22 protein-coding genes and 1 pseudogene are annotated in these 24,124 nt (G+C 46.5%); 11 read left to right on the forward strand and 12 right to left on the reverse strand.

Features of this window, described 5'->3' with window-relative positions; translation table 11 throughout:
* Positions 1 to 25: 25 nt before the first annotated feature.
* Both C9I98_RS01475 and C9I98_RS01480 read right to left on the reverse strand, forming a co-directional pair.
* Positions 26 to 394: a hypothetical protein gene (locus C9I98_RS01475; protein WP_211318293.1), complete on the reverse strand. Its 369-nt coding sequence runs from the start codon at positions 392 to 394 to the stop codon at positions 26 to 28.
* Between the two features lie 221 nt (positions 395 to 615).
* Positions 616 to 1,566, reverse strand: coding sequence for an ankyrin repeat domain-containing protein (locus C9I98_RS01480; protein WP_036821304.1), 951 nt, complete (start codon positions 1,564 to 1,566; stop codon positions 616 to 618).
* A gap of 127 nt (positions 1,567 to 1,693) precedes the next feature.
* On the opposite strand from C9I98_RS01480, the pseudogene C9I98_RS01485 reads away from it, so the two are divergent.
* Positions 1,694 to 2,088, forward strand: a pseudogene (locus C9I98_RS01485) (LysR substrate-binding domain-containing protein).
* Positions 2,089 to 2,098: 10 nt separating this feature from the next.
* On the opposite strand, the gene C9I98_RS01495 reads toward C9I98_RS01485, so the two are convergent.
* Together C9I98_RS01495 and C9I98_RS01500 are read right to left on the reverse strand one after the other, a co-directional pair.
* Positions 2,099 to 4,270, reverse strand: coding sequence for an EAL domain-containing protein (locus tag C9I98_RS01495; protein ID WP_107271472.1), 2,172 nt, complete (start codon positions 4,268 to 4,270; stop codon positions 2,099 to 2,101).
* Positions 4,271 to 4,295: 25 nt separating this feature from the next.
* Positions 4,296 to 5,195, reverse strand: coding sequence for a phosphate/phosphite/phosphonate ABC transporter substrate-binding protein (locus tag C9I98_RS01500; RefSeq protein ID WP_107271473.1), 900 nt, complete (start codon positions 5,193 to 5,195; stop codon positions 4,296 to 4,298).
* 515 nt (positions 5,196 to 5,710) lie between these two features.
* Here C9I98_RS01500 and C9I98_RS01505 point away from each other — a divergent pair.
* Positions 5,711 to 7,144 (forward strand): amidohydrolase, encoded by a 1,434-nt coding sequence (locus C9I98_RS01505; RefSeq protein WP_036819291.1) that lies wholly within the window; start codon positions 5,711 to 5,713, stop codon positions 7,142 to 7,144.
* A 128-nt stretch (positions 7,145 to 7,272) separates the two neighbouring features.
* On the opposite strand, the gene C9I98_RS01510 is transcribed toward C9I98_RS01505, so the two are convergent.
* The 7 genes from C9I98_RS01510 to C9I98_RS01540 all read right to left on the reverse strand — a co-directional run bounded on the left by C9I98_RS01510 (position 7,273) and on the right by C9I98_RS01540 (position 13,334).
* Complete coding sequence (locus C9I98_RS01510; RefSeq protein WP_036819289.1) at positions 7,273 to 7,992, reverse strand: class I SAM-dependent methyltransferase; 720 nt, start codon at positions 7,990 to 7,992, stop codon at positions 7,273 to 7,275.
* 176 nt (positions 7,993 to 8,168) lie between these two features.
* Positions 8,169 to 9,026 carry a GNAT family N-acetyltransferase gene (locus C9I98_RS01515; protein WP_107271474.1) on the reverse strand — a complete coding sequence of 286 codons (858 nt, stop codon included), beginning with the start codon at positions 9,024 to 9,026 and terminating at the stop codon, positions 8,169 to 8,171.
* Positions 9,027 to 9,133: 107 nt separating this feature from the next.
* Complete coding sequence (locus tag C9I98_RS01520; RefSeq protein WP_036828122.1) at positions 9,134 to 9,724, reverse strand: GNAT family N-acetyltransferase; 591 nt, start codon at positions 9,722 to 9,724, stop codon at positions 9,134 to 9,136.
* 168 nt (positions 9,725 to 9,892) lie between these two features.
* Positions 9,893 to 10,348: a MarR family winged helix-turn-helix transcriptional regulator gene (locus tag C9I98_RS01525; RefSeq protein ID WP_036828125.1), complete on the reverse strand. Its 456-nt coding sequence runs from the start codon at positions 10,346 to 10,348 to the stop codon at positions 9,893 to 9,895.
* Between the two features lie 117 nt (positions 10,349 to 10,465).
* Positions 10,466 to 11,767, reverse strand: coding sequence for a TRAP transporter large permease (locus tag C9I98_RS01530; protein WP_107271475.1), 1,302 nt, complete (start codon positions 11,765 to 11,767; stop codon positions 10,466 to 10,468).
* The gene (locus tag C9I98_RS01535; protein WP_245907065.1) at positions 11,764 to 12,303 is read right to left on the reverse strand and encodes a TRAP transporter small permease; all 540 of its coding nucleotides are present in this window, start codon (positions 12,301 to 12,303) and stop codon (positions 11,764 to 11,766) included. The genes C9I98_RS01530 and C9I98_RS01535 overlap by 4 nt, the downstream gene beginning before the upstream one ends.
* Positions 12,304 to 12,305: 2 nt before the next feature.
* Positions 12,306 to 13,334, reverse strand: a complete 1,029-nt coding sequence (locus tag C9I98_RS01540; protein WP_036817449.1) for a TRAP transporter substrate-binding protein — start codon at positions 13,332 to 13,334, stop codon at positions 12,306 to 12,308.
* Positions 13,335 to 13,637: 303 nt separating this feature from the next.
* On the opposite strand from C9I98_RS01540, the gene C9I98_RS01545 reads away from it, so the two are divergent.
* The 9 genes from C9I98_RS01545 (at position 13,638) to C9I98_RS01585 (ending at position 21,980) form a co-directional block, all read left to right on the forward strand.
* The gene (locus C9I98_RS01545) at positions 13,638 to 14,594 is read left to right on the forward strand and encodes an MBL fold metallo-hydrolase (RefSeq protein WP_036817448.1); all 957 of its coding nucleotides are present in this window, start codon (positions 13,638 to 13,640) and stop codon (positions 14,592 to 14,594) included.
* 26 nt (positions 14,595 to 14,620) lie between these two features.
* Complete coding sequence (locus tag C9I98_RS01550) at positions 14,621 to 16,300, forward strand: FAD-dependent oxidoreductase (RefSeq protein ID WP_036817447.1); 1,680 nt, start codon at positions 14,621 to 14,623, stop codon at positions 16,298 to 16,300.
* Positions 16,301 to 16,311: 11 nt separating this feature from the next.
* On the forward strand, positions 16,312 to 16,539 hold the full coding sequence (locus C9I98_RS01555; protein ID WP_036817446.1) for a DUF2783 domain-containing protein: 228 nt from the start codon (positions 16,312 to 16,314) through the stop codon (positions 16,537 to 16,539).
* The gene (locus tag C9I98_RS01560; protein ID WP_036817445.1) at positions 16,532 to 17,659 is read left to right on the forward strand and encodes a homogentisate 1,2-dioxygenase; all 1,128 of its coding nucleotides are present in this window, start codon (positions 16,532 to 16,534) and stop codon (positions 17,657 to 17,659) included. The genes C9I98_RS01555 and C9I98_RS01560 overlap by 8 nt, the downstream gene beginning before the upstream one ends.
* Positions 17,660 to 17,679: 20 nt before the next feature.
* Complete coding sequence (locus tag C9I98_RS01565; RefSeq protein WP_107271476.1) at positions 17,680 to 18,669, forward strand: fumarylacetoacetate hydrolase family protein; 990 nt, start codon at positions 17,680 to 17,682, stop codon at positions 18,667 to 18,669.
* A gap of 20 nt (positions 18,670 to 18,689) precedes the next feature.
* The gene (gene maiA, locus C9I98_RS01570) at positions 18,690 to 19,322 is read left to right on the forward strand and encodes a maleylacetoacetate isomerase (protein ID WP_107271477.1); all 633 of its coding nucleotides are present in this window, start codon (positions 18,690 to 18,692) and stop codon (positions 19,320 to 19,322) included.
* A 158-nt stretch (positions 19,323 to 19,480) separates the two neighbouring features.
* Positions 19,481 to 20,176, forward strand: coding sequence for a CoA transferase subunit A (locus C9I98_RS01575; RefSeq protein WP_107271478.1), 696 nt, complete (start codon positions 19,481 to 19,483; stop codon positions 20,174 to 20,176).
* An 80-nt stretch (positions 20,177 to 20,256) separates the two neighbouring features.
* Positions 20,257 to 20,913 (forward strand): CoA transferase subunit B, encoded by a 657-nt coding sequence (locus C9I98_RS01580; protein ID WP_107271479.1) that lies wholly within the window; start codon positions 20,257 to 20,259, stop codon positions 20,911 to 20,913.
* 98 nt (positions 20,914 to 21,011) lie between these two features.
* A complete protein-coding gene (locus tag C9I98_RS01585) occupies positions 21,012 to 21,980 on the forward strand; it encodes an MBL fold metallo-hydrolase (protein WP_211318294.1) in 969 nt (322 codons plus the stop codon).
* An 82-nt stretch (positions 21,981 to 22,062) separates the two neighbouring features.
* On the opposite strand, the gene C9I98_RS01590 is transcribed toward C9I98_RS01585, so the two are convergent.
* Positions 22,063 to 23,724, reverse strand: a complete 1,662-nt coding sequence (locus tag C9I98_RS01590) for a cytochrome c peroxidase (protein ID WP_107271480.1) — start codon at positions 23,722 to 23,724, stop codon at positions 22,063 to 22,065.
* Positions 23,725 to 24,124: the final 400 nt, after the last annotated feature.

Genomic DNA, 24,124 nt, shown 5'->3' on the forward strand with positions numbered 1-24,124 from the left:
TCAATAATATGTCTTGCACAACCGATTATCTTGGTCGCTCAACATATTCATAGCGATCACCGCGACGTTTGTAGAAGTGGTTATCGATAATGGCATAAGTTGCCCCAGCCACAATCGCAAAAGTTGCGATTTCGGGTAATCGACTATGGTGGTAGTGCTTGTGCTTTGGTTTATGTTTCACGACCACCACCTTCTTATGATGGTGGTGATGGTGGTGATGCTTATGGTGTTTGTGTTTGTGCTTATGATGTTTTTTATGCTTATGGTAGTACTTATGACCATGTGCTTCAGCCACAGTCGGGATTGCTAGTCCAAAAGATAAAACCAGTGTTGCAACCACACCGTTAACCAATGCTTTCTTTTTCCAGTTAGCTGGATTTAACCATTGTTTCATGGCTTTTCTCCTCGTTTATTCTGCAAACTAGGATATGTTCCGCCATTAAAAACAATGTTCGATAAATGTCAATTTCTGGTCTGACCAAAGCAAGTATCCATAAAGATATTAATGGATAGTGCTAACTCACTGAAAAGTGGGTGATCACTTACATAGTTTGTTACAGCCTAAGAATTAGCCACCGCCCTGTTTTGATTAAAATTCAATCAAATAGCGCACTATCATGCTTTATCCTCAAACAAGTCAATGATGTCTTGGTAGTAAAACTCATGTGCCAATTCCAGCGGGGTTTTGCCGTCGTACCCTTTCAAGTCAATACGTGCCCCTGCATTCAACAACACGGCAGCAGCTTCTGTATGACCATGCCAAATAGCATCGTGCAGTGGGGTATATCCATTGTTAGGCCCCTGAGCATTCAACGTTTCTTGGAACCCTGGGTAATCTGCCAATACGGTAATGACATCGGCATGGCCGTTGTAAGCCGCTTTGTGCAATGGTATTGCCTTCATGTAATGGTCAGGGATAGTCTGATCGCCTCCTAACGCCATCAACTGGCGCAGGCTTTGCGTAAGTCCGTCCCGCGCCGCTACCATCACCGCCGTGTGCTCATCATTGCCCGAGCTCGTTACTGGCGATGTAGTATTGATTTCTGCAAGGCTAGCCAGCTGCCTAACCTGTGTGATTTTTTCTTCATCAGCCAACTCTGTGTCCAACATCAGGTTATACGCTGCTAACTTGGCTTGCCTTTCAGCTAAGCCCTGCTTGTATTGATCGAACAGCTGATGCATTAATTGGCCTTGCTCGTTGGCAAATGCGTCATCATCAACAGCACCAAAGTCGATTAGCTGCTCAGCTTTCAGACCAAAAGTTGATACGATTTCGATATTGGTATTTACCTGCTGCAATAAAAACTCAACCATTGCGGGCTTGCGATGCCAAACTGCCACCATCAATGGGGTTACACCATGCTTTGGTGTTTGAAGGTTGATAAACGCCCTCGATTCAATCAAGGCTTTAGCAAAAGCAATATCACTTTGCTGGGCGGCAATATGCAACGGTGAATTGCCCATGACTGGGTCAAGCTGATTCACATCGGCGCCAGCTGTCATTGCCTGAGCAAAAGCCGTTTTATCGCCGTTGACAATCATTTGATGAAGGTGAGGTAATGCCATTTGATACTCCAATACTTGCGGGATATTTGTGTGTGCCCTTACCACTGACTATAGTATTGAACAAGTAGTCATTAACCTGTAGTGTGCGATTGGGCAAGACATCATCCTGCCACTGATCATCACGTTTATGAGCAACCACCCTGAGATCAGCGTCGATCTTCATTTTGACGATCGCAGTGTTGACTTGATCGAGCACGGTTTTGATATTGGTATCGGAACGTCTATCAATGAAGACTCTCGCCTGATCGCTCGTCAGTTATTCTCAACGGGTGTAGGGGTGTATGCAGCCCCAAGCTACTTGGAGCATTATGGTGAGCCGCAGTCATTAACGGTGCCGGCATCGGGTGCTTGGGTCAGTGGATGTTTGAACAAGAAATCAAAACTAGGCAAGTTGTTCCTATCTTAAAAGGGCATTGGGGGAAAGCTATCCCTGTATGGCTTTACTACTCTTCGCGGCAATTTCTCCCTGTCCGCATTCGACTGCTCATTGACTATTTAGTGGCCGAGGTTTCACAGCAATAATAACGGCAATTTACATCGCACTTTTAACGTTTTGTGTTCGGTGCTTCTCTACCTCCAAACATGCTTGGTGATCTTTGGCGCTAAAGCATTTCAGTAAATGTTCAAGGTGAGATTTGCTCATCGGCTTCGCGAAATAATGCCCCTGTGCAACCAGGCACCCTTCGCTTTTGAGGAAAGCTTCGCTTTCTTCTGACTCGACCCCGTTAGCGATAACGCCTATCCCCAACTTGCTAGCAATAGAAATCAAGGCTGACACAATCAGCTCGTTTTCTTGGCTGGGCTGGGTGAAGAAGGAACGGTCTATCTTAAAGCCACTTAGTTTCAACTCTGAAACCAGCTTCAAAGAGGTTTGGCTGGCCCCAACATTATCAAGCCAAACATCGATACCATTTTGCTTTAGCGTATTAATAGCCGCTTTCACATCATCGGCGTCATGAACAAAGCTGGCCTCGGGGATCTCCACTCGAAATAGCGATGGCCTGATGGCCTGCGTGTTTAAGTAACGTAGCGTTCTATCTATCCTCGGGTGTTCAATGACTTGCTTAGTTCCCATATTGATTGAAAAATAAAAGCTGTCGCTGACATAATCACGTACCCCATCGTAAAACTTTATCAACTCCGAAACTTGCCAGCGGGTTAACTCATTCAAGATATTCAGCTCTTCACATATCTTCACAAGCTCTGCCGAGTCTATTTCACCAAACTCGTCGTCATGCCATCGCAGCAGTACCTCCACGCCGGCCATTTCATAATCTGCCAATTTGAACTGGGGCTGAAACTCAAGGTAATAGCCAGTGAGCGTTTTTAAGCTACTTTGCAACTTATTTTCAAGCCGATAGCGTTCGTGGAGCCCCTTCTCCATTTCATTGTCAAAATGAATAAAGCGCCCTTTACCACGACGCTTGGCCTCGTAGAGTGCGATATCCGCATTCTTAATGGACTGCTCAATTTCTGTGGTTTCAAGGCCATGAAAAATGCCAATGCTGGTATTCACGTACAGCTCGTTATCCTCAATAGCAATCGGCTGTTTGATTGCAGCAATGAGGCGGTTAGCGACCGACTCTACATCGCATTCACTCATGCTATCGTCTAGATAGATAACGAACTCATCCCCGCCGACCCTTGCAGCCATATTTTTTGCCGTTGGAGATAGCAGTCGATCAGATAAGCGAAGTGAGGCTCGGATCCGTGAGGCGACAACTTTTAGCACCTCATCACCAATCTGGTGACCATAATTATCATTGATTGACTTGAAGCCATCTAAATCCATAAAAAGCACATAATATTGGCCATTGGCGCTACTATTTACCGTCTTTTTTAGCATCCTGCGGTTAGGAAGAAACGTGAGGGCATCATAATAGGCTATTTCACTTAGCTTCTGATCATGTCGTTTTAGTTGGTAACATAAGCCATTGAACTTATTTATCATTAAGCCGACTTCATCATCCACTTTTTTTATTTTTAATGGCTTATATTCCCCCTCCCTCATGCTCCCAATATGCCGAGTGAGGTGATAAATCGGGGAAATCAGTTTCCGGCTAAGTATGAACACACAGATTGATGAAAACAGTACAGTAACAATAAAATAGATAATGCTTTGTCGAGTATGTGTTGCTCTGCTCTCTTCTAGCTGGTTGACAATTTTATGGTTCACTGAGGCAGCAATCTGGTTAACATTGCTAAGCGGCATACTCATAAAAATACCCGCAATCACACTGCCATCAATTTGTATCGGGTAACTAATATTAAAGTCATTTTTTCCCAAATACTGATAAGTCTGACCGTGCAGCGCACGTTCAACCACAACCGCATTGGCAAAACTTCGACCCATGTTGATATTTTCATCGGTGCCATCATGAATAATGACCCCGTTTCTATCAAAAATAATCGCTTCATCAATGATGTCTGAAGATCGAAGATGTTCGACGACTAAATTGATATGTTCGTAATCAAGCAGATAAATTGAGTCTGTTAACTCTTTCTCCAAATAGCCCGAAAGTAACTCACCGTTGTTTTGCACGATATCTCTATAACTATCATCAATGGTTAACTGTATTGCCTGAACGGATAGCTCCGCATCCTTGGCTAATCGGTTAAGATGGACAATCAATAATGCCGCCATCGACAACGTAATAATGGTTGCAGTTAGAATTACATTTTTTGTCGCCCATCCTATCCTCATCGTATACCTCTAAACACACAACAACTTACAATGGGTCTATGCTATCGAGCCAACTGATATCAGTCTCAGTCAACTGGCTAAAACGGCTGGTTTTTTGATATGCCTTAAGCGCTTTCAAACCTGGTTCCGATTCATGGGCACTCAGTAATACCGCCTGCAAAGCCGCTTTATGTGCTTCAGGCAAACTGGCGCGAATTAGCAAGTACGCTCGGGGAACTTCTGGTGTTTTATGAATGACTTTAAGATCCCCCTTGATTCGGTCTGGTACATCTTCGTTGTCATTCCAGTTAACGTTACTGATAACGCCAACATCCACCTTTTTATGAAAGACCCAAGTCGAAATATTCACTTCATTGTGCTTGCGAGTGAAGTCTGATGAAAATACGGAGTTCACCACTCCCTCTAACCTGTCAGAATCCAATGATGGCATCGGATTTACTGATAGACTATTTCGCTCAAGCGCCATCATTGGCAGGTAGTAACCACTCGTCGAGCCTGGATCTTCAAAAACCAGGGTTTTTCCCTTTATATCTTTAATCGTATTTATTTCGTTGTCTTTATGAGTAATAAAGTAAGTATTATAACGAGCTACACGTTTCTTCCACCGAACAAGTGCAGGCTCCATCTCTGTTTTATGGTATAAAATACTCGATCCGTACAAGGTTTCCGAAATAATATCCACCTTCCCTTGATTAACCGCTTCCACCATTTCATTGACATTTCTTTTGACTATTACCTCATAGTTTTTATAGCCAAAGTGTTCAAGATTTTGCTGTAAATAAGCCGCAATAGGCTTGGTTTTCTTGATATGCTTCGAGGGATGGTTGCTGATAACCCCAATCGATAATGTGGTTGGCTGTGGCTTCTTAGCTAATGTAGGCCAACTCAGTGCCATTAATATTATTATGGCTATTACACAACGCATCAGACAGTCCTTATTAAACACCTTGTATATAAGGCTAGACAAAGAACAAATTTTTTGGGGCGCATTAAACTTTTGTATTAGTTAATAAAAACACTAGCGGTGCCCTAACTGTCAGCATTTTTAGGCAGGTTACTTTACATATCACGCAGTTATACTGATAAAAGTAGCAATTAACTATTGATTTAAATAAGGAAGCATGAATTCTCAATTAACCACTTAGGGTTAATTAGCCGTCACCTGTCATGTAGATTAAACAATTAACAAGTTTAATAAAATGCGACCTGGATCACACTAATAGAATCACAAAAAAGTGATATCACTTCAGTTTTTTTTAAAATTTCACGTATCTGAGCTAAATTTTTTACAGCAGAGATTCTCATTTTTAAATATAGCTATTTGCATAACTACTCAGTTGCGACTACTATCGCGAGCACTTGTATGACTTATTACCAAGTTAACCCAGTCAATCATTCCAAACAGCCTTTTTTCGATAATTATTTTCAAACAACTATAAAATGAAACGTACACTTTCTTTATTAGCCGCTGGTATTTTGCTAACCGGTTGCTCAGCGCTTGCTCCCCAGACAAACTATAACGCATCGATGATCATCACCAATGGTCAGATTCTCACTATCAATGATCACAAAAAAGTCATTAACGATGGCGTGATTGTTATCCAAGATGACACCATCATAGCGGTGGGTGACGAAAGCCTGTTGAGCCGATACCAAGCGCCCAAAGTGATTGATGCAGAAGATGGCATCGTTATGCCAGGCATGATCAACACCCATAACCACCTGCCTATGATTGCCTTTCGCGGCCTTGGTGAAGAAGGGATCTCAAACCGCTTGTTTGCTTATTTCTTCCCATTAGAAAAAGAAAAATTGAGTCGAGAGCTAATATACGAAGCCACTAAACTAGGCGCCGTCGACCTTGCCCAAAGCGGTGTCACCACCTATGCCGACATGTACTACCACATGGATGACATGGCACGAGCGACCAAAGAAGTGGGCCTGCGTGCAGTACTGGGCGAAACGGTGATTAAGTTCCCTGTGGTTGATGCACCAGAGCCCTATGGCGGTATTGAATATGCCAAAGACTTTATTGCGGAATACCAAAATGATCCGCTGATCACCCCCGCTTTCGCGCCACACGCGGTATACACGGTTTCAAAAGAGAAACTGCAAGAAATCAATCAACTATCCCAGCAGCTAGCTGCACCTGTACTTATCCATGTTGGAGAATTCGGTAACGAGGCAGAGCGAATTGAGGGGAACACTGAACAATTGAGCCCAGTAGCCTGGCTGAAAGAAATCGGTGTACTCGATAGCCGTATGGTGCTGGCACACGGTATTCATTTGAGCCAAGATGATATCGACTTGATCAAAGCCGCTGACGCGAGTGTTGCCTATAACCCGATGGCTAACGCCAAAGGCGCCACAGGTATTGCCCCAGCCTGGGATATGTACCAACAAGATATTCGCCTAGGCTTAGGCACTGACGGGCCGATGAGCTCGAATCAAGTCGACCTATGGCGCACCTTGAGCTATGCCGCTAATATGCAGCGCCTCAAACATGAAGACCGTACCATTATGATTCCTGAGCAGGTCATTGAACTTGCGACCATTGGCGGTGCTCGCGCCCTGCATATGGAAGATGAAATTGGCTCCATCGAAGTCGGAAAAAAAGCCGACATCATTATTGTAGAGACCCAGTCTCCGAACATGATGCCCAATTACAACCCATACGCGACTTTGGTTTACCAAGCCAACCCAAGCAATGTCGCTATCACGATCGTGAATGGCGATATCGTTATGGAAAACCGCCAAATCCAAAACATCGATATGACAGAGATGCAAAAATCCGTCAAAGTCATCGAAGACGATATTGCAGCGTTCGCGAAAGAGTTATCGAAGAAAGCGATTAAGTCACCAAGCTTGATGAAATAATACGAATAAGCTGTTGGCATCGGTAAAAACGACAAGGCCGAGATATAAATCTCGGCCTTGTTTATTGCAAGCTCAATCCCGTTATCCCGTCATTAACAAATAACAGCGCTTTATTTAGGGCTTAAGGCTCAAGCTAGCTTTTGGCACTTGATGAAGATAAAGTTCGGGTTCTTCGATAGATACTCATAACGATCCGCATCCATCTCTTTCACTTCTTCAGCCACTTCACCTTCTGAAATCTGCGTGATAACCAAACCATTTTGGGTCAAAGCGTTGGTGATCTCGGTTAATGAACGACGGTAGAAACTCACCTCAACTGGCTTACCGACTGTATTCCACTGTTCTGTAATTAGCTCGCGTCCGAAGTAATTACCTGAAATTGTGCATTCAAAATCAGCAAACGGGTGGTGGGTCGAAAATACAAATGAACCACCCGCTCGCAACACACGGTGTACATCGCTAAACAGCGGATTCAAATCTTCAAGGTAGTGAACCATCAGTGGCGAAATCACCAAATCCGCACTGGCATCAGCCTCATTTGGCAACCCTTTAGAAAGATCTTGCGCATAGGCCACCACCTTATCGGTTACACCTGCTTTCTCAGCCTTATCAGAAACCAATTTCACCATATCTTCTGAGTAATCGATACAGGTCACTTTGCTGGCACCTTCCGCCAACAGGTACTGGGCATAAACACCAGAGCCACAACCTAAATCAACTACCTCACGACCCACCACGGTTGGCAGCATGGCTTGTAGAGTCGGACGCTCTAAATATGCATTGTAAATGTTGTCTTGAATGACTTCGTCATATTCGCTAGCGAACGTTGAGTACATCTTTGATTTCATAATACCTTCTCATAAAACTTGCTGTTTAAAGAATGCCGCGGTACGGGTGCGTATTCTATACCCAAGCCACTTCAAGGTGTAGCTCTATGGTCTGAGTTCAAGGTCTGAACTCAAGGTCTGAACTCAAGGTATAACTTCAGCAAATTTAACCAGCAAAAATAAGTAGGTATATAACACTACCCCAACTCGAAAGTCGTCACGCCGAAGGTGCGATCTACCGAGATTTCAGGTATCTGTTTGGTATACATTCTGGCTGTCGTAAATACCGGTTCAAGTTGGTACTTTTGGGCGAGTGCCACGGCGGGCAGGTTCACTTCGGGCACATCAAGATAAATATTTTCCGACGATTTTGCCAAAGCCTTAAGCGCCAGAAAAATATCTTCCGCCACCAGTGCATCATTGGCAAACAGCGGGCCAATCTTGTAACCATTACGACACGGACGCATAACCCCATACCCCACCAACAGGCCTTGCTGCTTGATACCCACCGCAGTGGAGCCAGTTTGCATCAGCCAAGCACGTAAAAATGCGGTACGAGCCGTAGGGAAAAAGCCTTGATCATAGCTTTCGACATCATCAAAAGGCACGGTTTCTAAATTGACCAAATCGCCATCTTTGGGCTCGGGTACAGGCCCTCCCCCATTACCTTCAAACCGGATATTGCCATAAGCCAGTGCGAAGCCGGATTTACGGTAATTGGCTTGCTGCTCTGCCACCCCATCAAGACCTATATTGCACCCATCAAGGTACTTCAACCCAGCCTGCCATAATGCCCAGCCATACCCTTGGCCCCGGTATTCCGGCTTCACGATATAGAAGCCAAGAAATCCGTAGCTATGGTCATATTTCACCACTGAAATAGAAGCGATGGGCTCATCCCCTAAATACCCCACGAGAAAACCATTGGGATCAGCCGCATAGAAGGACTCTATATCATGCAATCCCGGGTTCCATCCTTCTGCTGCGGCCCAATCGATAGCCAACAGCAAATCAGACTGACTCATGACCTTAATGTGATAATCGCGTTCAGACATAGGCAACTCCTTAAAATCAATGTTTTAAGCGTAGCCGACAAATAGCAAACACAGAGACAGAATAAGCGTGATCTGTGCCGGAATTGCATCACGGTACCAGCGGCAATCTATTTCGATACTAACCTTTCATAATCAGCAGCAGACAATCCATAGTAAAGTCGGTCATCGAAGCCGTTCTCCAGCTTGTAATAATCAACCGAACGGCCTTCTTGTTGGTAACCGCACTTTTCGAGTGTTTTATATGAGCCCACATTTCCTGCATAGCAGTCTGCAGCAACTTTATGGGCATTCAGGCTTTCAAAAGCCAGTTGGGTTAACGTTTTACAAACCGCAGTCGCGATCCCCTTACCCCATGCATGCTCAGGTAGCTGATGGCCGACTTCGAAGTTCCCCTCAAGCAACATAACCTGAGTTAACCCGCCCATTCCCATATAACGACCGCTCTTATCGCGAATAATCACCGTTGGGTGCTCGGGCCATCGACCTTCGTTAACCGCCACTTGGGTATCATCAATAATTGGCTGAAAGAAGCCACGATAAAGCGATTCGGGTGCCGGGGCAAAAAACAGGTACTCTGTCACTTTGGGGTTTTCCAACATAACGAGGATATCGGCTAAGTCATCCTGAACAATTAATTGGATGTCGTACTCTGATGTTAAAGGGATAGATTGACCTTGTTTTAGTGGTTCAAAGCGCATTGTGCTTTCTCTCTTTGGTGTTCATGCGACTATGTTAAGAGAGTATCAGCATGAGAGATTGAACAAATCCGACAACTTCCCCAAAGCGCCTCTCACTGATTTCTGACAGGCAGAAATAGAAAAACAGCAAGCCGATAAACGACTTGCTGTTTATTTATTACATAGGCCTTAAGCTTTATTCATATCTTCTAGTTGCTGCACTAGCCGATTTAGGCTCATTGATAAATCTTTGTACTCCGCCGCAGACAGCGCATTAAGAAGCTCTGCTTCCCATTCGGTGGCTTTTGGGATCAATTTACCAAACAGTTGCTCACCTTCCTCTGTCAGCATCACCAGCACACTGCGCTGATCGAATTCAGCCGATTGCTTTTCAATCAGGTTTTTCTGTTCCATTTTCTGCAAACCACGAGAAACCTTTACCTTATCCATATAGGTGATCTCGACCAATTCTTTTGCCGCAACCGGTTGGTGCTCGCCAATCGCGGCAATCAAACGCCATTCCGCACGGGTAATATCAAACTCTTTGGTATAGATCTCCGAAAAGCCTCGGCTAACCAAATCAGCAACTTTCACCAATTTATAGGGAAAGAATTCCTGTAACTCAAAGCTGGAATTATTTTTCATCCCTGTCAGCCTCCTTCTACTTCTTGATACCTCCCTAATATAACTAATCTGAATAGGTGGTACAGCCTAATTATTACTTATGAATTCAAATATCTATTAGTATACCGATAGCTTCCGTCAGCTATACATTATTTGGGGCAGAAGTAACGCAACCCCTGGGATCAACACGATAATCGCAAGTCGAACCATATCCGCTACCCAGAAAGGAACAACCCCTTTGAAAATGGTCGACGTTTTGATGTCTTTTATCACCCCTGAGAGAACAAACACATTCAGTCCCACCGGCGGTGTTATCAAGCTGATTTCGGTCACGACAACCACAACGATACCAAACCAAATTGGGTCGAAGCCCATTTGCACCACAACGGGGAAGAAAATTGGCACGGTCAGCAGCATCATCGACATACTTTCGAAAACACAGCCAAGCAAGATGTAAATCATCAAGATCACTGCCATTGCCAAATATGGTGACATCTCGACGGCCACAATCATCTCGATAAGTGCATCAGGCAAGCCTGCTCGGTTGACAAAGTTCGATAAAATCAAGGCAGAGATCACCACCGCAAACAACGCTGCAGACGTTTTGGCAGTATCCAACAAGATTTCACGCATCACTTGATAATTCAGCGCCCCTCGGAAAAACGCTAATGCGAATGCACCACATGCACCGATCCCAGCGGCCTCCGTTGGCGTGAACGCACCAATGTAAATCCCGCCCATCACTAAAACAAACAGCATGATGGTTGACGCTATGCCTTTCAGGGCAATCAAGCGCTCTTTCCAGCTCATGCGCTCGCCCGGAGGAGCTGATGTAGGATCACGGTAAACCACCCAACGAACAGCCATCAAGTAAAGTACAATACCCAATACGCCCGGTATAAAGCCAGCAGCGAACAATTCGCGAATACTGCTCTCGGTAAGTAGACCGTATATCACCAGCATGACACTTGGCGGGATCAAAATCCCCAGGGTGCCACCAGCGGCAATCGATGCCGATGCCAAGCCATCTGAGTAACCGTATTTACGCATGGGTGGCATTGCTACCTTCGACATGGTTGCCGATGTCGCAAGGCTCGAACCACAAATAGCCGAGAAACCGCCACAAGCCAGAATGGTCGACATCGACAAGCCGCCCTTGCGGTGACCAACAAAGGCATTACACGCTTGGTAAAGCTCTTTAGACAGGCCCGCCTTGGTGACAAAGTTACCCATCAAGATAAATAGCGGTATCACCGACAAGCTGTAATCCTGCCCGGTATCAATGATACGGCGCGCCGCCATTGACATGGCCGCCATCCAATTATAATCAACCAGATACCAGAAGCCGAAGAAGCCAACGACGCCCATTGCAAATGCCAACGGCAGCCGAAGAAATACCATGATAAGCAGGCAAGCAAAGCCAATAATTGAAGCAATCATCCATTATTTCCTTCAGTTATTTCAGTGTTCGCGACAACGTCACCTGTCGCAGCGCGGCCGGAAAACATCTTCCTCGTGTATACACCCGCATTCGCCAGTGTCAGTACCCCGCCAACAAAGCCAGTCACTGCGATTAAGTAAGTCACATAGCCCGTTGGGATCTCCAGGATTTCTGACACTTCTTCATACTCCAATGAACGACCCGCTAATTTCCAGTTGGTCATCGCCACCAGAATCAGTGCCACTGAACACACTAGGTTAATGACAACCTGGCGAATGTTAATCCAGCGCTTCGGGAAGTAGCTATCGAGCAAATCGACACTAATATGCTCTTCATCCCAAGAAACAAGCGGAAATGCCATAAACACCATGACGGCCAGCAAAACCTCTATCAACTCCGTCGCGCCAGTAATGGGCATATCAAAGAAATATCGGCCGAAGACATCAACGAAAGTGATCACCATCATTAACACTAAGCTGAGGGCGGCGAGGGCTTCTAGCCCTCGCTTAATGCCCGTTGAAATACGAGCATTCATCATCATTCACCTAATGCGGTAAGTTGGTCTTGGTAGAAGTCGTAAGCGGCTGGGCCATCAACCTTGCGCTTTTTCGCTGTTTTGTACCAATCGGTCTGAAGATCTTTGCCTAGTACCTTCAATTCAGCGACCATCGAGTCTGGGGCGTAGCTAAACTGGTTACCGGCAGCTTTCGCGGCTTCAACAGCGGCGATGTCAGCATCATCCATCATTTTACCGAACAAACGCGACAACTTTTCACCTGATACCGCCATGATCGCTTCACGGTCTTCTTTCGAAACACCACGCAATGTATCTTTGTTCATCACAATGGCGAAACTCCCGCGGTATAGACCACCCGGCACCACCATGGTGTAAGGCGCTACTTCATTTAGGCGGAAGCTACTGAGTGACTCAAGGGTGAGGAAGGTACCGTCAACAACACCTTGTGAAAGGGATTCATACACCTTGGTGGTTGGGATAGAAACAGAGGTGACTTTCATTTCTTTGGCCAACTGGCCAATCACACCGCCGCCGATACGGATTTTCTGACCACGAAGGTCATCCAAAGATTTCACTTCTTCGCGGGTAATGATCTGCCCCGGTCCATGAACGGCAACCGCCATAACATCTAAGCCCCGGTGCTCCTTGCCTTTGCTCAAGTATTTGTCATAGGTACGCCAGTAGGCAACAGACGAAATCTCAGAACTTGCCCCTTCGGTGAAGGTAGGAATCTCTGGCATTTGAGTCAGTTTGAATCGACCCGGCTTATGACCATGGAAAATCCAGCTTACCTCGCCAATGCCGTCGGTGACCAAGTCAACCTGAGACTGCGGTGGACCTAAATCATACTCCACTTTAACCGTTACACGACCGTCGGTTGCTTCTTCGATCCACTCCCCCCATGTCGGCCAGATAACCTTGTTCACACCGTGATTAGGCGATCCCCAAGTACTGATTCGAATGACTTTCTCTGGTGCGGCAAAAACGTTCCATGACGCGGACAGCATAGCAGTGGCACCAAGCAGTAGCGCCGTTTTTGAAACTGACATACATCCTTCCTTTTGTTTCACTTGTAACAATATGTTACTAGAGCCATTGTTGTTTGATTATTTATTTTTTAACCATCCATTAACAATAAAACATGCTCTTAAAGAACTATCAACGCCAATTTTATTAGACTTTAGTCTAATTGCGCTCAAGGTTTGTTAGCAATATTGTTAATGAAAATTTAGTTTCATTTGCAACTAATAAGCAATGGAACTACTGTTAACCATAAATGAATCTCTGTTGTACTCAGCCACATCAAAGAAACGGCTAAACAGGTTCAATCACCGTTTGAAAGGATGCTCAAAATGACTAAGAAGTTTGCTTCACATGCTGACGTTGAAATCAAGAAAGTCAGCTTTGATAAATTAGCCGAAGGGGTTTACGCCTATACCGCAGAGGGCGATCCGAACACGGGTATCATCATTGGCGATGACAGCGTCATGGTCATCGATACACAAGCAACCCCTGCCATGGCCGAGGACGTTATCAACCGCATCCGCGAAGTAACAGACAAGCCAATCAAGCACATCGTCCTAAGCCACTACCATGCTGTACGCGTATTGGGTGCATCTGCTTATGGCGCTGAAAACATCATTGCCAGCCAAAACACCTACGACCTGATTGTTGAGCGTGGCCAACAAGACTATGAATCAGAAGTTGGTCGCTTCCCTCGCCTATTCGCCGGTGTAGAAACGGTACCGGGCCTAACTTGGCCAACCGTTGTGTTCGACAAGAAGATGACCCTATACATGGGTAAACGCAAAGTGGAAATCATGCACCTAGGTGCAGGCCACACCAAAGGCGATACCGTGGTATGGCTTCCTGAAGAGAAAATCCTATTCGCTGGCGACTTGGTTGAATACGGTGCTACCCCATACTCAGGTGACGCCTACCACAAAGAATGGCCAAACACGCTGGACAAGCTGCTAGCGCTTGAGCCTCAGCAACTCGTACCAGGTCGTGGTGAGGCACTAACAACACCTCGCCTATGTCAGGACGCTATCGAAGGCACCCGCGCATTCGTAAGCACCATGTTTGAATCGGTGAAGGCAGGTAAAGAAGCCGGTAAATCACTGGCTGATTGCTACCGCGATACCTACCAAATCCTTGCACCTAAATATGCGGAATGGGTGATCTTCGAGCATTGCCTACCGTTCGATATTACACGCTGTTACGACGAAGCAGGCGACTACGAGAATCCTCGCATCTGGACAGCAGAGCGTGATACTGAAATGTGGCACTCACTACAAGACGCACTGTAAACCGCCAAGGAATGGAGGATACATAAATGCACTCAACCTATACCAACCCTGTTTATGACTACGTGAAGCACGCAGATCAAGCGGGGACACATACCGCTCACCACCCTGTCATCATCGTTGGTGCAGGGCCAATCGGTCTTGCTGCTGCATTGGATTGCGCCACGCATAACCAGCCTGTTGTGGTACTTGACGACAACAATACCGTGAGTGTGGGCTCGCGAGCAGTATGCTACGCCAAGCGATTCCTTGAAGTCGTTGACCGCGTAGCCGGTGAAGCTGGCCAGCGTATGGTAGACAAAGGCGTGACATGGAATACAGGTAAAGTTTTCCTTGAGGAAGAACAGGTTTACCAATTCAACATGTTGCCTGAAGCGCACCATCGCCGCCCAGGCTTTATCAACCTACAGCAATACTACATGGAAGAGTATTTGGTTGATGAAACACAAAAGCACCCAGAAACGGTTGATCTTCGCTGGAAAAACAAAGTCACCGCTATCGAAGATTGCAAAGACAAAGTTTTCCTCACCATCGATACGCCTGATGGCGAATACCGTCTAAGTTGCGATTACCTGATTGTTGCCGATGGCGCAAACAGCGATATCCGCACCATGATGGGCTTGGAAAGCAAAGGACAGATCTTCAAAGATCGCTTCCTGATTGCTGACGTGGTCATGAAAGCAGACTTCCCGTCTGAGCGTTGGTTCTGGTTTAAGCCTCCATTCCACAAAGGCCACTCAACCTTGCTTCACAAGCAAGCAGACAACGTGTGGCGTATCGACTTCGACTTGGGTTGGGACGCCGATCCTGAAGAAGAGAAGAAGCCCGAGAATGTGATCCCTCGCGTGGCCGCCATGTTGGGCCATGAAGACTTCGAGCTTGAGTGGTGCAGTGTGTATACCTTCCGCTGCCGCCGTATGGATAAGTTCCGTCACGGCCGCGTGCTGTTCACTGGCGATGCCGCACACCAAGTCAGCCCGTTTGGCGCCCGCGGTGCCAATTCCGGCATCCAAGATACAGATAACCTGATCTGGAAACTGAAGCTGGTTCTTGACGGCAAAGCCCCGACGCAACTTCTCGATACTTACAGTGATGAGCGTGTTTACGCGGCGGATGAAAACATCATGAACTCAACCCGTTCAACCGATTTCATTACACCAAAAAACAACATCAGCCTGATGTTCCGTGACACGGTATTGGATCTTGCGGATCAATACGAGTTCGCTCGCCCAATGGTGAATTCTGGTCGCCTGTCTGTGCCGGCTCGCTTGTCAGGCTCAGCGTTGAATACCGAAGACAACGAGACATTCTGCAGCGAAATGCTACCGGGCACGGTATCGACCGATGCACCTGTCACGTTGGCAGACGGCTCGCAGCATTGGTTGCTAAACCAAATCGGTAACGCCTTCACCGCCATTTATTTTGCCGACAGCAACAGCGATATCCCAACGGAAGCGCTTCAGGCATTAACCAAGCAAGCCATCCCGGTTAAGCCACTCGTGCTGTTTAGCAAAGAGGCCGAGTTGATTGAGCTACCAGAAGGTATCACTACCCTTCAAGATGAATCTAACGTGTTGTTTGATCGCTTTGATGCCCAGCCATCAACGACTTACCTCTTCCGCCCCGATCAGCACGTAACGGCACGCTGGCGTGAATTCAATCCTGAGAATATTAATCAGGCCATCGCTAAAGCAACGTGTAACGGATAGGAGAGATTGTGATGACAACGCCGAACACCAACAACCAGCTGATCTTAACGCCGAACCTGGACGATACCGATGGCTTTTATAACCGCCTGATTGATCTTCATCGCCACGGTGACGAGCAGCTAAGCCAAAAAATCAATGCCCGACTCATTTTGACTCTGGCAAACCATATTGGAAATAACGACATTCTGCAGCAAGCCCTTGATATTGCCGCACCAACTGAGGAGAGCAACAATGCGTAAGTGGTTCCAGTTTCCTATCAAAGAAGGAAAAGCCTCAAACCAAGCCCACTGCGACTTACCAGAGCAGAGCTTTGAGCGCGAAATTGGCAAAGAAGGCTTCTTCGGTCCGGCAACCCACATGTACCACACCCATGCGCCAACGGGTTGGACTGAGTGGCAAGGCCCGCTTAAGCCGCGAGCATTTGATACCAACAAGCTGGAAGAAAAAACCAACCAGCCTTTCAACGCGACCGAGCTGTTGAGCAATGCTAACGTCAAGGTACGCATGTGGCACTGTGACAGCAACATGACCGAACTTGCACGCAATGGCGACGGTGATGATGTGCTGTTTATCCACCAAGGTAGTGGTGACCTGTACTGTGACTACGGCCACATCAGCTTCACCGATGGTGATTACCTGATGATCCCACGCTCAACCAACTGGCGTATCGAAATCAACGAGCCGGTATCGGTATTGATGATTGAAGCGACCAATGGCTCATACATGAGTGCTGAGCGCGGTATCGTTGGTGACCACGCCATCTTTGATCCGGCAGTGTTGGAATACCCAACCATCAACGACAAGTTTGACGCCCAGCGTAGCAGCAGCGACAACTGGACGGTACTGCTTAAGAGCCGCAACCAGATGAACCAAATCAGCTACCCATTCAACCCGCTCGATGCGCAAGGCTGGAAAGGCAACCTGACTGTATTCAAGCTGAACTGGCGTGATATTCGCCCGTTGATGAGCCACCGCTACCACCTGCCGCCATCAGCACACATCACCTTTGTTGCCAATGGTTTTGTTATCTGTACGTTTGTGCCACGCCCTATCGAATCGGATCCAGGCGCGTTGAAAGTACCGTTCTACCACAACAACGATGACTACGATGAAGTGCTGTTCTACCACAAAGGCGACTTCTTCAGCCGCGACAACATTGAAGCAGGCATGGTAACGCTTCACCCTTGTGGCTTCCCGCATGGCCCACACCCGAAAGCTGCCGCTGCGGGCGCCAAGCATGCCAAGAAAGAAACCGACGAGGTTGCGGTCATGATCGATACTCGCATGCCGCTAGATGTACCTGAATTACCACAAGGTGTCGAGAACACCGACTACGTGAATTCATGGATTGAAAAATAAGTTAGTAAAGGAATAACACAATGAAACTCGCTTCTCTTAAAAACGGCCTTGATGGTCAGCTGATCCTTGTCTCGCGTGACTTAACCACCGCCGTTAGTGCCAGTGACCTTGCGCCTACATTGCAACATGCACTGGACAGCTGGGCACAAGTTGAAGGCAAGCTGGAAGAACGCTACCAACAACTCAACGACAAACAGTGTGCAGATACCTTTGCTTTTGATCCAGCAGCATGTGCATCGCCACTGCCTCGCGCCTACCAGTGGGCAGACGGCAGTGCTTATGTGAACCACGTTGAACTGGTTCGTAAGGCCCGTAATGCCGAAATGCCAGCTTCATTCTGGACTGATCCGCTCATGTACCAAGGTATGAGTGATGGCTTTATCGGCCCTCGCGACGATATCAGCGTTCGTGAAGAAAGCTACGGTATCGACTTCGAAGCAGAGATTGCCGCGATCACTGACACCGTACCTATGGGCTCAACACCTGAGCAGTCGGCGTCTCACATCAAGCTGCTGATGTTGGTAAACGATGTATCACTACGTAACCTCATCCCATCAGAACTGGGCAAAGGCTTCGGCTTCTTCCAGTCTAAGCCTGCGTCGGCCTTCTCGCCTGTGGCTATCACACCAGACGAGCTTGGTGATAACTGGCGTGACTCGACGGTTCACCACCCGCTAACCGTTCACCTAAACGATGAGCTGTTTGGTAACCCGAATGCCGGTGTTGATATGACCTTCAACTTCGCCCAGCTGGTTAGCCACGTCGCGAAAACCCGCCATGTTGGCAACGGTACCATTGTTGGCTCAGGAACGGTGTCAAACGTTAACCGCTCAAGTGGTTCATGCTGTCTAGCTGAAAAGCGCATGCTGGAAATCATCGAGTTCGGTGAAGCAAAAACACCATTCATGCAGTTCGGTGACCAGGTACGCATCGAGATGTTCGATGACCAGGGCAACAGCATCTTTGGTGCTATCGACCAAACCGTCGTCCAGTACCCAGTATCTCAATAACAACCGAAAAGGGGTAACTCATGAAGCTCTATGACTATTTCCGCTCATCGGCCGCTTACCGTGTGCGTATCACCTTAAACCTAAAGCAAATTGGCTGGGAGAGCGTACCGGTATCGTTGCTGAAAGGCGAGCAGTCAGACCCTTCATATACCGACATTGCCCCTGCCGGGCTGGTACCGGCATTGGACACGGGTGAGCATATCCTCACCCAGTCGCTGGCCATTTGTGAGTACTTGGACGAAGCGTTCCCAGACACCCCCTCCGTCCTACCCGCAGGTAGCCTTGCGCGGGCCCAATGCCGGTCGCTGGCCTACCAAGTAGGTTGCGATATCCATCCACTCAACAACCTTCGGGTACTCAAGTATCTCACCAATGAACTTGGGGTCTATGAAGAGCAAAAGCAGCAATGGTACCACCACTGGTTGCACAAAGGATTCGCTGCATTAGAACAGCAACTAAAGCACCAGGGAACGCCATTCTGTTGCGGTGACACACCAACGTTGGCCGACATTTGTCTCGTCCCGCAAATGTACAACGCTAAGCGGTTCAACCTTCCGCTGAGCGACTACCCAACCTTGGTGGCTATCGACAAGGCGTGTAATGAATTGGAGGCATTCATTGCCGCCCACCCAGATAACGCACCGCAAGCATAACAATAGTCGACATAACAAGATAACAGCGTGAGTGGCAATATTTAGCCGGGCCGTCATCGCCCGGCCCTCTTTTTCAATCTCAAGATTCAATATCCACCCAATAAAAACAGACAGCTCCCAATACGGGAACATCATCAGGCTTTAGAAGGAATAGAACCATGGCAGGATTTAACAAAGTCGTCGACAGCTATGAAGCAGCACTGGACGGCCTTGAAGACGGCATGGCCGTGATTGCAGGCGGTTTCGGTTTATGTGGTATACCGGAAGGGCTAATTGCCAACATTAAACAACGTGGTACCCGTGATTTAACCGTGGTGTCCAACAACTGTGGAATCGATGAATTCGGCCTTGGTATTTTGCTTGAAGATCGCCAGATCAAAAAAATGGTTGCCTCTTATGTGGGCGAGAACAAATTGTTTGAAGAGCAACTGCTATCTGGCGTACTGGAAGTTGAATTAACACCGCAGGGTACACTGGCCGAAAAAATGCGAGCAGGCGGTGCGGGTATTCCAGCTTTCTATACTGCTACAGGCTACGGCACCCCGATTGCTGAAGGTAAGCCTGTTGCCGAGTTCGACGGGAAACAATACATTCAGGAGCGCTCAATCACAGGCGACTTCGCCATTGTTAAGGCCTGGAAAGCCGACCGTTACGGCAATGCTATCTATCGCCATACCGCACAAAACTTCAACCCGCTTGCTGCAACCGCAGGCAAGATCACCGTATTGGAAGTCGAAGAAATTGTTGAGCCTAGTGAGTTAGACCCAACTCAAATCCACACGCCGGGGATCTACGTTAACCGTGTCATCAAAGGCACTTTTGAGAAGCGTATCGAGCAGCGCACGACACGCTAACCGGTTAATAAAACATTCCACAGAACAACAATTTCAATAGGGCACAGCATCATTAGTGCTTGCCCAGCAAGGAGCAAAAAATGGCTTTAACTCGTGAGCAAATGGCACAGCGCGTTGCGCGTGAACTTCAAGATGGCTACTACGTCAACCTTGGTATTGGTATTCCTACTCTGGTTGCCAACTATGTTCCCGACGGCATGGAAGTCATGCTGCAATCTGAAAACGGTCTATTGGGCATGGGCGCATTTCCGACTGAAGACGAAATCGATGCCGATATGATCAACGCAGGTAAGCAGACCGTCACAACTGTTACTGGCGCCTCAATCTTCTCATCAGCCGAATCGTTCGCCATGATCCGCGGCGGCCACGTTGATTTAACCGTACTCGGCGCCTTCGAAGTCGATGTTTGGGGCAATATCGCGTCATGGATGATCCCGGGCAAACTGGTTAAAGGCATGGGCGGTGCCATGGATCTGGTTACCGGCGCCGACAACATCATTGTCACCATGACCCACGCCTCGAAAAATGGTGACTCAAAGCTACTCCCAAGCTGTACCCTTCCGCTTACTGGCGCAGGCTGCATCAAGAAAGTCCTGACTGACCTGGCCTACCTGGAAATCAAAGATGGCGCATTCTGGCTCAAAGAGCGCGCGCCGGGTGTCAGCGTTGAAGAAATTAAACAAAAAACCGCAGGAGAGCTCGTTGTTCAGGGAGAGATCCCTGAGATGCAATTCTAACTTCCACAACCGAAGCACCCCGGCCATACAACAACAATAAGATCAGTATGGCTGGGCTTCCTATGTACTTGGACAACAACTTCAAAAGGAACAGCAACATGCCAACAAAGCTACACTCTTTTTTGTTAATGCTACCCGTGTTGATCTTTTCGTTTTTTATGCCGCATTTGGTGAATGCGAATACAGATAGCAACGCATACCAACCTTCTGACATCACCAAGGTGGTAATGCTGGGTACCGGGACTCCCTTCAACGATGCCAAACACTCTGGCCAATCTATCGCGATTGTAGTTAACGACCAGGTCTATCTTGTCGACTTCGGCCCTGGCGCCGTCAGACAAATGGACGCGGCTAGGCAGCTCGGTTTCGCCGGATTCCCAGGCAATACCATGCGCCCAACCTTTCTGAAAACCGCTTTCCTAACCCACCTCGACTCTGACCATACTACAGGCCTACCCGATATCATTCTGACCCCATGGGTACTTGGCCGAAAAGAACCGCTACAACTGTTTGGCCCGCCAAACACCAAATTCATGGTCAACAATGTGCTCGCTGCTTACTCTACTGATATTGAACACCGCATGAAGGGCAAGCAGCCAGCGACCCCGGAAGGCTATAAAGTCAATACCACCACCATCAAGCAAGAGGGCGTGGTATATCAGGATGACAACGTAAAAGTTGAAGCCTTCAATGCACGCCACGGCGACTGGCCTGATGGTTATGCGTTAGGCTTTCGTTTCACCACCCCTGATCGTGTGATTGTCATCTCTGGTGATACCGCCTACGACGAAAACGTGATTAAGCATTACGAAGGGGCAGATATTCTTATCCATGAAGTTTACAGCATGGAAGGGCTTGCCAAGCGTACTCCTGATTGGCAGAAATACCACCAAGCCGCCCACACCTCGACCGAGGAGCTGGCTAAAATTGGCGACCGAATAAAACCAAAGCTATTAGTGCTAAACCACGTGCTTTACTTCGGCGCCGGGGAAGAATCAATTGATCAAGAATTCCGTAGCTTCTACAACGGAAAGTACGTCATGGCGCAAGATCTCGACGTTTATTAACATTCGTCCTTGAGCACAAAAATAAAAACCTTGGGCCATATTACAGCCCAAGGTTTTATCATTTTACTTCAGTATCCCGGTTCTATCGGCGTCGAGAAAAGCTCGGGCGTGAATGCCTAGGGTCAACTGGCTGTTCAACAGAATGAGAAGGTTCCTCATGCTGCTGCTCTTCACCATACTTATTGACTAAACGGCCTTCATTATACATTTCTGCCATATACTGAGATGGTGCTTTCACGTCAGACAGATCCGTCAATGTCTTCAGGTAGGCAACAACAGCAAGCTCTTCCAGTTCAGTGAGTTTCAAGTCACCAACAGCAAACGTTGCTATGTTATGGTCAAACTCAGGCTCTGGCCAACAATTTTGATCCATCGCCTCTTCAACACTCACGTCAGAACCAGTACAACGTGTTTTGCCAAAGAAACATGCAGTCGATATCGCCATTTTCGCATCGTCATCGACAGCATTATCACAAGCCTCATGATCGTAATCTACATTTGACGAGTTATAAAAATGAACCAACTGTTCTAATGTTTTAAACCAACCATTATGGGTGTATGCCTTGGCAAAACCTTCATATGGTCGTTTATCTACATTACGTACCGTCGGTACTTTATGTTGGCCCATATGGTTAAAGTTACCCGTCATCGCAAAGACACCTTCATTAGGCTCTGGGTTTTCAGGGATTTCATGGTTACGAGGTACACCAATATTAAAATATCTATCATTGGTATAGCGTTGCCCTGGCGTTACACCAAATGTATCACCATCACTCACATGACAAGCATTACATGCCGCTTTGGTATAGAACATAAAGCGACCAAAGTTCTCTTGAGGTGAGAAATCCTCAAAAGCTAAAGAGATTGGTTCATTATTTTCTTCGGCCTTCTTAATTTCTTTCGCAAGAGCATGATCTCGTTTTGTATGAAATGGGTTATTATCCTTCGACATTTGCCATGCAGCTAATGAGACAGCAAATCGACCAAAGGCTTGCTTAACATCTTTGTCACTACTACAACGTAATTTTTTACCCCAAGAATATTGATAAAGCTGCGGCCCCCAAAGTGATTTTTTTACTTGTTTACAGACCTCATACATATTAGGTAAAGCCTGCTCAACAGGGTTAATAAATGGGCTAGCATGCGCCTGATCAGTCATTGGACCTAAATACTTGCTATACATACTATGATATTTGTGATCAATGCCCTCGAATACATCAACGTGTTTTTCTAGCTCAAACCCTGTTGCTCGACCATTCCAAAAGGCACCACCACATGGAAGAATAATTCGAGGCCCATTTGGAATTTGGAAGAAGCATCGTCCTTCATTATCAAAGTTTTCTAAACCCCGAATCTTGCCATCTTTATAGTCCAAAAACTGGACATATTTATTTGTTGGCGGCTTTAGTGTACCCACACTAAAACCATCAGACCCCGTCACGGCAACCTGCCCTAAGTTAACCTCAGAGTCACCACCCGTACCACCAGTATCGGAAGTATGGCACGATGCACATGATTGGTTTCGATTAATCGAAATTTCAGTAAAAAATAGCCTTTTCCCAAACTCCTCAATATAAGTCATATCTTCAGGGTTAGATGTTGGAAACCCTGGAAAAGAAGGAAATGCATCATTCGCATAAGCATTAAATGAAAATAGACTTAGCCCTATAATTACTCCTTTAGTAGTATTAAACTTTAATTCATTATTATTTTTTAACTTAGTATTTCTTATTTTATATAGCATACAGCCCACCAACTTCTCACCTAGACAAGAACGTAGTTTTAATACCGCATCTTCTTAAACAACGGGAAGATAGAATAAATTTAGCATGGTGGGTAAATTTTTATTTCTCAACAACGGAAATTATCAAATAAAAGAATGCTAATAAATTTCATTTCCAAATGAGTACAACAAAAAATTAAAACCAATAAAATAATCAAAGTTAAAATTCACTCTCAATAGTGAAATATCAGACAATAAAAACGACAATTATATTTTTTAGTGACACTTTATTACTGCAAAAAACAAATTAATTACAAGAGTCATAAAAAAGTAATATGAAATATTCATAAGACGAGTATCACCACCTTTATGCGTCTTAAAATACAAGCAAGATTGTCCAATATTTTAGTATTATGCAACC

This window comes from Photobacterium sanctipauli (genome assembly GCF_003026495.1).
In the GTDB taxonomy this organism is placed as follows: domain Bacteria; phylum Pseudomonadota; class Gammaproteobacteria; order Enterobacterales; family Vibrionaceae; genus Photobacterium; species Photobacterium sanctipauli.